This window comes from Pseudomonas mendocina (genome assembly GCF_900636545.1).
GTDB lineage: Bacteria > Pseudomonadota > Gammaproteobacteria > Pseudomonadales > Pseudomonadaceae > Aquipseudomonas > Aquipseudomonas mendocina.
In genome coordinates this window covers 1,534,214-1,547,463 of the sequence record NZ_LR134290.1, presented here as the reverse complement: position 1 = coordinate 1,547,463, position 13,250 = coordinate 1,534,214, and the positions used below count along the sequence as shown (strand labels likewise).

The 13,250-nt window shown below is 62.9% G+C and carries 10 protein-coding genes, 1 tRNA gene and 1 riboswitch; of the genes, 9 read left to right on the top strand and 2 right to left on the bottom strand.

The features are described from left to right. The first annotated feature begins 171 nt into the window (after positions 1-171). A riboswitch (guanidine-I (ykkC/yxkD leader) is annotated at positions 172-269 on the top strand. 68 nt (positions 270-337) lie between these two features. The 9 genes from EL191_RS07140 (at position 338) to EL191_RS07100 (ending at position 10,897) form a co-directional block, all read left to right on the top strand. After that, complete coding sequence (locus EL191_RS07140) at positions 338-1,405, top strand: putative urea ABC transporter substrate-binding protein (protein WP_041977672.1); 1,068 nt, start codon at positions 338-340, stop codon at positions 1,403-1,405. Positions 1,406-1,484: 79 nt separating this feature from the next. Continuing rightward, positions 1,485-2,213, top strand: a complete 729-nt coding sequence (locus EL191_RS07135) for an urea amidolyase associated protein UAAP1 (protein ID WP_041977670.1) — start codon at positions 1,485-1,487, stop codon at positions 2,211-2,213. 10 nt (positions 2,214-2,223) lie between these two features. Then, a complete protein-coding gene (locus tag EL191_RS07130) occupies positions 2,224-2,859 on the top strand; it encodes an urea amidolyase associated protein UAAP2 (protein ID WP_041977668.1) in 636 nt (211 codons plus the stop codon). Positions 2,860-3,070: 211 nt separating this feature from the next. Then, on the top strand, positions 3,071-6,754 hold the full coding sequence (gene uca, locus EL191_RS07125) for an urea carboxylase (protein WP_126403468.1): 3,684 nt from the start codon (positions 3,071-3,073) through the stop codon (positions 6,752-6,754). Positions 6,755-7,108: 354 nt separating this feature from the next. Beyond that, entirely contained in the window at positions 7,109-8,578 is a 1,470-nt protein-coding gene (locus tag EL191_RS07120) for a sensor domain-containing diguanylate cyclase (RefSeq protein ID WP_041977622.1), read from the top strand. Then, positions 8,578-8,784, top strand: a complete 207-nt coding sequence (locus tag EL191_RS07115) for a cysteine-rich CWC family protein (protein WP_013714525.1) — start codon at positions 8,578-8,580, stop codon at positions 8,782-8,784. Before EL191_RS07120 ends, EL191_RS07115 begins: the two co-directional genes overlap by 1 nt. A gap of 3 nt (positions 8,785-8,787) precedes the next feature. Continuing rightward, on the top strand, positions 8,788-9,480 hold the full coding sequence (locus tag EL191_RS07110) for a pseudouridine synthase (RefSeq protein ID WP_041977618.1): 693 nt from the start codon (positions 8,788-8,790) through the stop codon (positions 9,478-9,480). 370 nt (positions 9,481-9,850) lie between these two features. Further along, the gene (locus EL191_RS07105) at positions 9,851-10,738 is read left to right on the top strand and encodes an alpha/beta fold hydrolase (protein WP_041977616.1); all 888 of its coding nucleotides are present in this window, start codon (positions 9,851-9,853) and stop codon (positions 10,736-10,738) included. Positions 10,739-10,823: 85 nt separating this feature from the next. Next, a tRNA-Gly gene (locus tag EL191_RS07100) sits at positions 10,824-10,897 on the top strand. A gap of 37 nt (positions 10,898-10,934) precedes the next feature. Here EL191_RS07100 and EL191_RS07095 read toward each other — a convergent pair. After that, complete coding sequence (locus EL191_RS07095; RefSeq protein WP_126403467.1) at positions 10,935-11,948, bottom strand: phage integrase; 1,014 nt, start codon at positions 11,946-11,948, stop codon at positions 10,935-10,937. Continuing rightward, a complete protein-coding gene (locus EL191_RS07090; protein WP_115292602.1) occupies positions 11,948-13,195 on the bottom strand; it encodes a hypothetical protein in 1,248 nt (415 codons plus the stop codon). Before EL191_RS07090 ends, EL191_RS07095 begins: the two co-directional genes overlap by 1 nt. Between the last annotated feature and the right edge of the window lie 55 nt (positions 13,196-13,250).

Here is a 13,250-nt window from a genome sequence, read left to right as displayed (position 1 = left end):
CCAGAGCAGTGCAACCAATCCCTCGCAAGCACCATCAGGCAGCGCGCAAGCGCCAGCACCTGCCGCCGCAGCGCCCAATCACGGGCCTCGGCGAGCTGGCACGCTATTCGCTATAGCTCGAGTGTGCAGGTTCTAACCGGGATTTCCCGGAATCGCGGCACCACAATTTGCGAAATGGATGACTAGGGTTCCGACTTGCGTGGCAAGTGCTGGTCCGAGAGTCATCGACCTCCAGTGAGGTTACACGGCGGGATAAAAGCCCGGGAGAACGCGCCTTTCGAACGATTCGAAACGTGCCGCGACTCCTGCCCGTACTCAACAAGACTGGAGGTTCCAAATGCGCAAGTACCGTCTGTTCTCCTTCGCCGCGGCCGGTCTGGCCGCGGTACTCAGCTTCAGCGCTCACGCCGAGAAGAAAGACAACTTCAGCGTCTGCTGGACGCTTTACGCCGGCTGGATGCCCTGGGGCCACGCCAGCACCTCCGGCATCATCGACAAGTGGGCGAAGAAATACGGCATCAGCATCGATGTCGTGCAGCTCAACGACTATGTCGAGTCCATCAACCAGTACAGCGTCGGCCAGTTCGACGGCTGCACCATGACCAACATGGACGCCCTGACCATCCCCGCCGCCGGCGGCGTGGACAGCACTGCACTGATCGTCGGTGACTACTCCAACGGCAACGACGGTCTGCTGATCAAGAGCGAAGGCAAGACCCTGGCCGACATCAAGGGCATGCAGGTCAACCTGGTCGAGCTGTCGGTATCCCACTACTTCCTCGCCCGCGCCCTGGAAACCGCAGGCATGAGCGAGCGCGATGTGACCGTGGTGAACACCTCCGACGCCGACATCATCGCCGCCTTTTCCACTCCCAGCGTGCAGGCCGCCGCCACATGGAACCCGATGCTCGCCGAAATCAAGGCCCAGCCGGGCAGCACCGAGGTGTTCGACTCGTCGAAGATCCCCGGTGAAATCCTCGACATGATGGTGGTCAACACCCAGACCCTGAAGGACAACCCGGACTTCGGCAAAGCCCTGGTTGGCGCCTGGTTCGAAATTCTCGAATTGATGCAGGCCGGCACTCCGGAAGCCACCGACGCCCTGACCGAAATGGCCAAGGCCTCCGGCACCGACCTGGCCGGCTATCAGTCGCAACTGGCGACCACCAAGCTGTTCTACACGCCGAAGGAAACTCTGGACTTCATCACCAGCCCGGCTCTGCCGGAGACCATGACCAAGGTCGCCAACTTCAGCTTCGAGCACGGCATCCTTGGTGAAGGCGCCCGTAGCGCCGACGCCATCGGCATGACCTTCGCCGGCGACGTCAGCACCGGCGACAGCGCCAACATCAAGCTGCGCTTCGACCCGAGCTACGTACAAATGGCCGTCGACGGCAAGCTCTGACGGCCTCCCATCCCATCGCAATGATGATCAGGCGCCCCCTGCCGGTGCCTGACGATACGGTTTTGATCCCGAGGTACCCATGACAAATGCCCTCACCCTGCGCCCCACCCTCTATGAGGAAACCGTCCCCGGTGGCGGCCACACCTCCTTCGTGCTCAAGCGCGGCCAACTGCTGCGAATCACCGATATCGAGGGCGGTGCCAACGTCAGCCTGCTGCTGTTCAACGCCCTTGAGAAAAGCGAACGCCTGAACCTGCCCGACACCCTCAAGGGCCAGCACACCGCCAAGCTCACCGCCGGCCACTGCCTGTATTCGGACATGGGCAAGGTGCTGGCGGCGATCACCGCCGATACCTGCGGCTGGCACGACAGCTTCGGCGGCGTGCTGAACGCCGAGGAAGTCGCCGAGAAGTACGGCCAGGGCCGCTACCAGGAACTGCGCAACGGCTTCTTCCGCAACGGCACGGACAACCTGCTGGTGGAAATGGGCAAGTGGAACCTGAACCTGCAGGATCTGCTGATGAACCTCAACCTGTTCAGCCGCGTCGACGTCGATGCCGATGGCTCCTTCGGTTTCCAGCCCGGCAACAGCCAGGCCGGTGACTACGTCGAGCTGTATGCGCCGATGGACACCCTGGTGGTGCTCACCGCCCTGCAGCACCCGATGGACCCCAACCCGCAATACGCGCCCAAGCCGGTGCAGCTCGCCTGGAGCAAGGTCGAGAGCGACGGCATCAGCGTGCTGTGCCGCACCTCGCGCCCGGAGAACGGCCGCGCTTTCCACAACACCGAACGCCAGTACATCTGAGGGTGCCGATATGAGCCTGACCGCAAGCAACCTGCATCCCGAAACCGCTGCCTTCCGCCACACCATCCCCGCGGGCGAGCCCTACCTGTTCGAGGTCAAGGCCGGGCAGACCCTGCGCCTGCACGACCTGGAAGGTAACCAGGCGATCGACACCCTGTTCTTCGCTGCCCGCAACCCGCGCGAGCGCTTCGACCCGCAGCGCACCCTGCGCAAGCAGAACAACGTCTACCTGACCACCGGCACGGTGCTCTACTCCAACCTCGGCAACCCACTGCTGAGCATAGTCGCCGACACCTGCGGCCGGCACGACACCCTGGGCGGTGCCTGCGCGCAGGAGAGCAACAGCGTGCGCTACGCCCTGGACAAGCGCTACATGCACAGTTGCCGCGACAACTTCCTGCGCGCCAGCCTGCACGACGGCCGCCTGAGCAAGCGCGACCTCGGCGCCAACATCAACTTCTTCATGAACGTGCCGGTCACCCCCGAAGGCGGCCTGACCTTCGAGGACGGCATCTCCGCGCCGGGCAAGTACGTGGAGCTCAAGGCCGAGACCGACGTGATCGTGCTGATCTCCAACTGCCCGCAACTGAACAACCCCTGTAACGGCTGGAACCCAACCCCCGCCGAAGTGCTGGTGTGGGATTGATTGTCTCCCCGCTCCCGCTCGCGGGAGAGGGGTCGGGGGAGAGGGCCATGTAGTCAAAGCCCCTCTCCCCAACCCTCTCCCCAAAGGGGCGAGGGAGCTGAAAAGCAGAAGTCCGGATTGCATCCGGGCTACGGAATCTCGACCACGGACGACCGTGGCACATGACGAATGACGGCGGGACGGCCCGCCATGACCTTCGAGGGTCACCCTGATGTTTGAGAAGCTCCTGATCGCCAACCGTGGCGCCATTGCCTGCCGCATCCTGCGCACCCTGCGTGAGCTCGACGTCAAAGGCGTCGCCGTCTACTCCGAAGCCGACGTGGCCAGCCTGCACATCCAGCAGGCCGACGAGGCCTTCTCCCTTGGCGAAGGCCCGGCCGCGCAGACCTATCTGGTGGTCGAGAAAATTCTCGACGTCGCCAAACAGACCAGCGCCAAAGCCATCCACCCGGGCTACGGCTTCCTTTCCGAAAACGCTGCCTTCGCCGAGGCCTGCGAAGCGGCCGGTATCGCCTTCGTCGGCCCGACGCCCGAGCAACTGCGCGTGTTCGGCCTCAAGCACACCGCCCGCGCCCTGGCCAAGCAGCACGGCGTACCGATGCTCGAAGGCACCGAGCTGCTGGAAAGCCTCGATGCCGCACTGGTCGCAGGCGAAGCCGTCGGCTACCCGGTGATGCTGAAAAGCACCGCCGGCGGTGGCGGCATCGGCATGCGCGTCTGCCGCTCGGCGGCGGCACTCGCCGAAGCTTTCGAGGCGGTCAAGCGCCTGGGGCAGAACAACTTCAGCGACAGCGGCGTCTTCATCGAGAAATACATCCAGCGTGCCCGCCATCTGGAAGTGCAGGTATTCGGCGACGGCCAGGGCGAGGTGCTCGCCCTCGGCGTACGCGACTGCTCGGTGCAACGGCGCAACCAGAAGGTGCTGGAAGAAACCCCGGCGCCCAATCTGCCCACCGGCATGGCCGACGAACTCTGCGCCGCCGCCATTAAGCTGGCCAAGGCGGTGAATTATCGCAGCGCCGGCACCGTCGAATTCGTCTACGACAGCGAGGCGATGCGCTTCTACTTCCTCGAAGTGAACACCCGCCTGCAGGTCGAGCACGGCGTCACCGAGCAGGTATGGGGCGTCGACCTGGTGCGCTGGATGATCGAGCTGGCCGCCGGCGACCTGCCGCCACTGAGCGAACTGGCGGCAAAGCTGCATCCCAGCGGCCATGCCATCCAGGCGCGGCTGTACGCCGAAGACCCGGGCCGCGACTTCCAGCCCAGCCCCGGCCTGCTCACCGCGGTGCAATTTCCAGAAGCCGACGGCAAAGCGCTGCGCATCGACACCTGGGTCGAAGCCGGCTGCGAGATCCCGCCCTACTTCGACCCGATGATCGCCAAGCTGATCACCTGGGCGCTAACCCGCGAACAAGCCAGCGCTGCGCTTGACAAGGCCCTGGCCGACTCGGTGCTTTATGGCGTGGAATGCAACCGCGATTACCTGCGCCAGATCCTCAGCGACGCGCCTTTCGCCAGCGGCTCGCCCTGGACCCGCTGCCTGGAGAACCTGACCTACCAGGCCACTACCTTCGAGGTGCTGAGCGCCGGCACCCAGACCACCGTGCAGGACTTTCCTGGCCGTCTCGGCTACTGGGCCGTGGGCGTGCCGCCGTCCGGGCCGATGGACAGCCGCGCCCTGCGCCTGGGCAATCGTCTGCTCGGCAACGACGAAGGCGCCGCTGCGCTGGAAATCACCATGAGCGGCCCGCTGCTGCGCTTCAACACCGATGCGGTGATAGCCGTCACTGGTGCCGAGATTCCCCTGAGCATCGATGGCGTGGAACAGCCGATGAACACCGCGCTGCTGGTCAAAGCCGGCAGCAACCTGACGCTCGGCACCATTGCCGGTGCCGGCGCGCGTAGTTATCTGAGCATTCGTGGCGGCATTCAGGTGCCGGATTACCTGGGCAGCAAAAGCACCTTCACCCTTGGCCAGTTCGGCGGCCATGGCGGCCGCGCCCTGCGCGCCGGGGACGTGCTGCATATTCCGGCGTTGGCGGATCGCCAGGCCGGCAACCAGATGCCTGCGGAGCTATATCCTGCCCTGCCCACGGTGCGCGAAATCCGCGTGATCTACGGCCCCCATGGCGCACCGGAATACTTCACGCCCGCCTATATCGACACCTTCCTCGCCACCGACTGGGAAGTGCATTTCAACTCCAGCCGCACCGGCGTGCGCCTGATCGGCCCGAAACCGGAATGGGTGCGCGACAGCGGCGGCGAGGCCGGCCTGCACCCCTCCAATATCCACGACAACCCCTACGCCATCGGCGCGGTGGATTTTACCGGCGACATGCCGGTGATCCTCGGCCCGGACGGCCCGAGCCTCGGCGGCTTCGTCTGCCCGGTGACCATCATCGAGGCCGATCTCTGGCAGCTCGGCCAGCTCAAGGCCGGCGACAAGGTGCGCTTTGTGCCGGTGGATATCGCCACTGCGCGGGAGTTGGCGCAAAGCAATGCACGTGAATACGCCGAACTCGCGCTTGTCTCCCCTCTCCCATTTATGGGAGAGGGGTCGGGGGAGAGGGTTCTTGAAAACACCCAAAGCCCCTCTCCCCAACCCTCTCCCGCAAGCGGGAGAGGGAGCCGTTCGGTGTTGGCCTCCCCCATCGTCCTCGACCTCGGCGAAGGTGACACCCGCCTGGTCGCCCGTCTTTCCGGCGACACCCACCTGCTGCTGGAAATCGGTGCGCCGGAACTCGATCTGGTGCTGCGCTTTCGTGGCCATGCGCTGATGCAGGCGCTGCAAGCCAAGCAGCTCGACGGCGTGATCGACCTCACCCCCGGCATCCGCTCGCTGCAAGTGCACTACCAGCCGGAAACCCTGGCGCTGCAGACGCTGCTCGATATCGTCGCCGGCGAATGGGACGCCGTGTGCGCCGCGCGCGACCTCAAGGTGCCGTCGCGCATCGTCCACCTGCCGCTTTCCTGGGACGACCCGGCCTGCCAGTTGGCGATAGAGAAATACATGACCACCGTGCGCAAGGACGCCCCCTGGTGCCCGAGCAATCTGGAGTTCATCCGCCGCATCAACGACCTGCCGAATCTGGACGAGGTCTACCGCACCGTGTTCGCCGCCAGCTACCTGGTCATGGGCCTGGGCGACGTCTACCTCGGTGCGCCGGTGGCCACCCCGCTGGACCCGCGCCACCGCCTGGTCACCACCAAGTACAACCCGGCACGCACCTGGACCGCCGAAAACTCCGTCGGCATCGGCGGCGCCTACATGTGCGTATACGGCATGGAAGGCCCCGGCGGTTACCAGTTCGTTGGTCGCACCCTGCAGATGTGGAACCGCTACCGCGAGGTTGCGGCCTTTGGCGGCAAGCCCTGGCTACTGCGCTTCTTCGACCAGATCCGCTTCTACCCGGTCAGTGCCGACGAGCTGCTGCGCATCCGCCGCGACTTCCCGCTGGGCCGCTTTGACCTGCGTATCGAGGAAAGCGAGCTGGCACTGGCCGACTACCAGCAGTTCCTCACTGACGAAGCCGACGGCATCGCCGCCTTCCGCGATCAGCAGCGCACCGCCTTCGCCGCCGAACGCCAGCGCTGGATCGACTCCGGTCAGGCGCATTTCGAAAGCGATGAAGGCGTGGCCGAGGAGACCGAAGATGCCCCGCTCGGCGCGGGTCAGTGCAGCGTAGACAGCCACATCGCCGGCAACCTCTGGCAGGTGCAGGTCGAGGCTGGTGCCAGGGTGGAGGCCGGCGACGTGCTGGTGATTCTGGAATCCATGAAGATGGAAATCCCGCTCACTGCGCCCATGGCCGGCACAGTACGCGAAGTGCGCGTGCAGCCCGGCTCGCCGGTACGGGCCGGGCAGCGCGTGGTGGTGCTGGAAGAAGCCTGAAACGCTCGCCGCTGAAGCGCCTCCCACAGGGTCCACGAACATCCTGTGGGAGGGGCTGGGCGGCACTCCGCTTCAGCCGCTATCCACACAAACGCCGATTTACTACCGGAGAAGCGCTGTCCGCACTTTCACCACAATCCCCCAATCCACCGAATCCCTGTGGGGGGGCTTCAGCCGCGACAGCTTTATGCTCCACTGCAATCCCCGAAAAACCAATCGCGGATAAATCCGCTCCTACAGTCCGAGGCCCGGATGAAATCCCTACCACATAACCGCGCCAGCTGTGATCACAACTAGCGCTAGCCCCGTTCAGCAAGCTAGCATCACGCCATCAGCCCGCTGCCGGATTCACCCATGTCCCTGCGCCCCAAACGGCACACGCAAACCTCGTTGGTGTTACTGCTCCTGTTCCTGCTCGGCAGCGGCTTTCTCACCACCTCGCTGCTGAGCTACTACGCCTCGCGCGACAGCATTCGCCAGAACATCGTCAACACCGAGCTGCCGCTGACCTCGGACACCATCTATTCCGAAATCCAGAAGGACCTGATCCGCCCGACGCAGATCGCCTCGATGATGTCGCGTGACACCTTCCTGCGTGACTGGGCCCTGGCCGGCGAGCAGAACCCGGAGCCCGTCACCCGCTACCTGCGCGAGATTCAGGATCACTACGGCACATTCACCGCCTTCTTCATCTCCGAAAAAACCCGCACCTACTACCAGGCCAAGGGTGTGCTCAAGCAGGTCCAGGAAAATCAGCCGCGCGATGCCTGGTACTTTCGCGTGCGCAGCATGGACGAGCCTTACGAGATCAGCGTCGACCCGGACATGGCCAACGCCGACCGGCTGACCTTCTTCATCAACTTCAAGGTATTCGATTACCAGGAGCGCTTTATCGGCGTAGCCGGCGTCGGCCTCACCGTCGATGCCGTGGTCAAGCTGGTGGACGATTACCAGCGGCGCTACGACCGCAACATCTTCTTTACCGATCGCAATGGCCATCTGGTGCTGACCGGCGTCGAGGGCGGCCCCATGGGCGCTCGTCGTGGCCAGTCGTTGAGCGAAGTGCCCGGCCTGGAAAAACTGCTCGAAGTGCTACCGCAACCCAAGAGTGGCGACTATCGCTACGACGAACACCAGCGCAGCCACTTCCTCAACGTGCGCTACATCCCTGAACTCGAGTGGTTCCTGTTCGTCGACAAACACGAAGAAGGCGCACTGGCCGGCATTCGCCACAGCCTCTACCTCAACCTCCTGATTTGCCTGCTGGTCACCGCCATGGTGCTGACCCTGGTTAGCCTGGTAATCCGTCGCTACCAGCAGCGGATCGCCGCCCTGGCCACCACCGACAGCCTCACCAACCTGCCCAATCGCCGCGGCTTCGAACTCCACGTTGAGCAGGCCCTGCAGGAAGCGCAGCGTGACAGCAGCCCGTTGTGCGCCGTCATGCTGGATCTGGACAACTTCAAGCAGATCAACGACCGGCACGGCCACCTGGCCGGCGACGAGGTGCTGCGAAGCTTCGCCGAACGCCTGCGTGCGGCGCTGCGTCAGTCCGACATTCTCTGCCGATGGGGCGGCGAGGAGTTCATCCTGCTGCTGAAGAACACCGACCGTCACGCTGCTCACGAGCTGGCCGAAAAACTGCGCCAGCACTGCGCCGATCAGCGCTATCCGATGGGCGGGGAAGCACTGCAGGTCACCGTCAGCCTCGGCCTGAGCCAATGGCAACCGGGCGAAGCGCTGCATGACCTGCTCGGCCGCACCGACCGCGCCCTATATCGGGCCAAGCAGGCCGGGCGCGACCGCGTCTGCGAAGAGCACTGATGGACACCGAGCGTTGCCCGCTATGCGGCAAGGCCAACCAATGCGTGATCGCGGCAGGCCATAGCGATGAGCCCTGCTGGTGCTTCGCAGCGAAGATCGACCCAGCCGCCCTCCAGCGCCTGACGCCCGAGCAGCGTAATCGCGCCTGCCTGTGTCCGGCATGCGCAAAGGCGGTGCAAGTCACTGAGTCCAGCGAGCCCGACTGAACCATGCGCCTGGATCGTTTCCTCAGCAACTTCTCCCGCTTCAGCCGCCAAGACAGCCGCCTGCTGATCAGCGCCGGCCGCCTACGAGTGGATGGTGAGATCATCATTGATCCGCGCTTCGATATCCGCGACTTCCAGCGCGTGGAGCTGGACGACGAACTTCTGCAGGCCGGGCGCAGTGCACGCTACTGGATGCTGCACAAACCGGTCGGCGTGGTCAGCGCCACCGAGCACGACGAACATCGCACCGTACTCGATCTGCTCGACGAGCCAGGCAAGCACGAGCTGCACCTGGCCGGGCGCCTCGACCTGAACACCAGCGGCCTGCTGCTGATCACCAACGACGGGCGCTGGTCGCGGCGCATCACCCAGCCGCAACAACGCAAGCCCAAGATCTATCACGTCACCACCGAGCAGCCGATTACCGAGGAGTACGCCGATGTCTTCTCCCGAGGCCTGTATTTCGCCTTCGAAGACCTCACCACCCTGCCCGCCCAGCTCGACGTGCTGGACAGCCACCACGCCCGGCTGACCCTGTTCGAGGGCCGCTACCATCAGGTCAAGCGCATGTTTGGCCACTTCCGTAATCGCGTCGTCGCCCTGCATCGCGAAAGCATGGGCGAGATCGTCCTCGACCCGCAGCTCGCCCCCGGCCAATACCGCGCCCTGACAGCGGTGGAAATCGCCAGCGTCTGACGAGCCGACCAACGGCACCGATAAAGCGCGATAAAAATGTGACTCGGCCTTGCGTAGCTGCAGGCTAGCTGCTTGAATCGAATCACAAGTCTTGAGATGACCTTCCGGTCACTACGAGATATCTAAGCGTTCTTTCAGTTGCTGGTGCTCTGCACCGACTGGATTCCTGCCTGGTAACACCGCTCTCTCCAATGCCTTGAAAAGGCGTGGAGTGCCCGCCTGTTTCGATCCTAACTGCTTGAAATTCCAATACTTATAAAAATCTCCAGCCTGACATCAAGCTGTCACGCTCAGGCGCTTTTCTGACTGCTCAATCCAACGCGAACGGCCGCCCGCTCGCCTTGACTCACTTGCGCCAGGAGGAAACGACATGAGGCCAGAAACCGCAGTCGTCGAGATCAACAGGAAGCACAAGGTTCATACGGAGTTTTACGGCAATCCGGCAGCAAGCAAGACCATCATCCTGGTCAACGGCTCTCTGGCGACCACCGCCTCGTTCGCGCAAACGATCAAGTACCTGCAGCCGCAGTTCAACGTAGTGGCCTTCGACCTGCCCTATGCCGGCCAGTCGAAGCCGCATAACAGCGACTTCACGCCCATCAGCAAGGAAGACGAAGCGGCCATCCTGCTCAAGCTGATCGACCACTACAGTGCCAACTACCTGATGTCCTTCTCGTGGGGCGGCGTCGCCTCGATGCTCGCCCTGGCCCAACGCCCGGCGACGCTAGAGAAGGCGGCGATCTGCTCGTTCTCGCCGATCCTCAACGTGCCGATGCTCGACTACCTGCACAAGGGCCTGCGCTTCTTGAACGCCGTGGATCGCGACAACATTGCCCTGCTGGTCAACAGCACCATCGGCAAACACTTGCCGTCACTGTTCAAGCGCTTCAATCACAAGCACGTCAGCACCCTGGACGAACACGAGTACCGGCAAATGTACGCGCACATCAAGCAGGTGCTGAACATGGAGGCGCACTGCCGCATGGAGTGCCTGCAGGCCATCGACATCCCACTGCTGTTCGTCAACGGCGACCGTGACGAATACACCTCGGTAGAAGACGCCTGCCTGTTCGCCCAGCACATCGACCACGCCCAGTTCGCCGTGATCGACGACGCCGGCCACTTCCTAGACATGGAACACAAGGCCGCCTGGCTGCAGAGCCAACGCGTACTGCTGGACTTCTTCAACGCCCCCAGCAAACGCCTGCAACTGCCAGTCAAAGGCGACCTGCGCGACCTCCAGGCGATGGCGGTATGACAGGCACCGAGCGCGGAGCGGATGCGTCTACGGCCCTGCTCCGCGCTTTATTCTCAGGTCGAGTTCCGGTATAAAGGCACCCGCTGCGGGTGTCGTATAATGGTAATACCCTAGCTTCCCAAGCTAGAGCCGTGGGTTCGATTCCCATCACCCGCTCCAAAATCGCAGTTTTAAGGCCCTGTTTTTACAGGGCTTTTTAGTTTCCGGGTTTTGGAAGTGTCGACAAAGTGTCGAAGATGGGATTGAGCCGCACTGCGTCCTGCAGGTGATCCGGCGACAAGTGTGCATAGCGCATGGTCATCGTCACGGAAGAGTGCCCAAGCACCTTCTGCAAGGTCAGGATATTGCCACCGGCCATGACGAAGTGACTGGCGAACGTGTGCCGCAGAACATGCGTGGCTTGTCCGGCCGGTAGCGTGATCGAGGTCGATTGCAGCACTCGACTGAAATGCCGGATGCAGTTCGGGAACGGCCCGTACTCCTTGAAGTAGTCCAACAGCATCCGCTCCAAGGCGGGAGCAATCGGGATGGTTCGTGTCCGCCTCGACTTGGTATTGGCGAAGGTAACCGCGCCATTCTTCACCCTGGACGGCACCAGACCCTGAGCCTCTCCCCAACGTGCCCCGGTAGCCAGGCAGACGCGAGCGATCAGCGCCATATGCGTGCAGTTCGGATAGTTGTCGAAGGTCTCCAGCAGCTCGGTTATCTGTTCCTGAGTGAGGTAGGACAGCGGACGCTCCTGCAGGCGTAACGGACGCACCTTGGCCAACGGGTTCGGGTAGTCGATATCGCCCAGGCGATGCAGCTCGTTGAATACCGACTTCACGTAGCCCAGGCGGTTGTTCAGCGTCTTGCCGTTGATGCCCTCAGCCAGCAGCTTGCCGCGCAGGGTGCAGAACTGGTCAGCGGTGAACTTGGCCGCTATCGGGTCACCCAGGTCGCGAGCGATGTTCTGCAGAACCTGTTTCAAGCGCTTGGAGTCAGCCAGGGTGTGGCCGTGCAGATCGTAGTAGCGGCTGAACACCTCAGAGAGCTTGCGGCGATCCTTTGGCTTGGGCGCCCAGTCAGGCGTTTCCATCACTTTGGCCCTGCAGGACGTTTCGAACCGTTGCGCCTCAGCCTTGGTCTTGAAGGTCTTGCGGAAGCGCCGCCCCTTGATGGGTTCTACATCGACCTTCCAGCGCCCGTCAGGCTGTTGGATGATCGCCATCAGACCGCCCTGCCCCACCTGACGTGCCGTTCCTCCAGGATGTTCTTGAGGTGCTTGTACAGCCCATCCTCATCCATGCCCTTGGCGGCGTAGTGGTCACGAATCACCGGCCAGCATTCCCAATCCTTGAGGCGGTGAAACCCTCTCCTAGCGCCCACTCGCTCCCGTGCCAGCAGGCTTACGAAGTTTCCCAGGAACAGTTCCACGTTCTTGCCGGAGAAGCCCCGAGACGTCTTGTAGTTGCGCTTGTACTCAGTGTCATCGAGCAGCGAATCGACCGGCAGATCGACGCGAGCATCTTCACGTAGCAGGGTCCAGATGGGTTCGTAGTAGCCAGGGCGAGCCAGCAACTTGAACTGCTGCATGCCGTAGCGCCAGAGGCCATCCAAGTGCGGTGTGAAGGCGGCGTAGCTGTTGGTGTCGATGGCGTTGCCGGTGTGCAGATCGACGGAGCCAGAGGCGAATTGCTGGATCACCGAATGGTGGTAACGCAGCTCTACGCGCCACACGGTCTGATCCCGGTTGTAGTTATCCGGGTCGCCTTCGTCGAAGCTGTCACGACGCCGCCAGACGCCTTCCCAGTAGTCGAGCTTGTCCGTGGCCTTGGCCTGTTCGGTCTTGTTGTAGATCGCCAGTTGGACGCCACCGGCAGAGCCGAACATATAGGTCTCACCGCGGCCGTAGACGCTGCTTTTCGTGTCCCAGGTAATTTCCTTGATGCCGGAGATATCGCGGGCGGATCGGGCGCGGCAGTGCATGCGGGCGACCAGATCAGCAGGCGGTTGCCAGCCTTGAACATCCAGGGCGAGATGCACCGCGCATTGGTTGCGTTCGATGTTGGTAAGGATTTGCTCGGCATAGAAATCCATGCGGGCCTGGAGGCGCTCAGGCGACAGGCTGTCGATGGCATGGGGTGACACTTCGATTTTCAGGTGTGGGCCAATGTTCTCGACTTTGGCGTTGTAGTTCTTGAGCAGCAGCACGAAGCCCAGGTCGGCGTTCTGGAGCTTGTACTGGTAGCCAGAATCCTTGCTCACCCGGCCTGCATGCCAGCGCTCTCCCGCGAAGTCGACGATGGTGCCGGGTTTGTCGAACAGGCACAGCAGCTCCGGTCGGAGCAGGCCCCGATAAAGCTGGCGGACGGTATCGACGCCGCAGTGCAGCAGACGGACTTTCGACAGGTCAACGATACGGGCGTTGCCCGGGTCTACGAACAGCCGACCGTTCACGTCTTCACGTGCCAGCATGTCCATGCGAAGGAAGTCTTTTGGCTTTTTCACTTAGTCACCTATTGCTGATTAC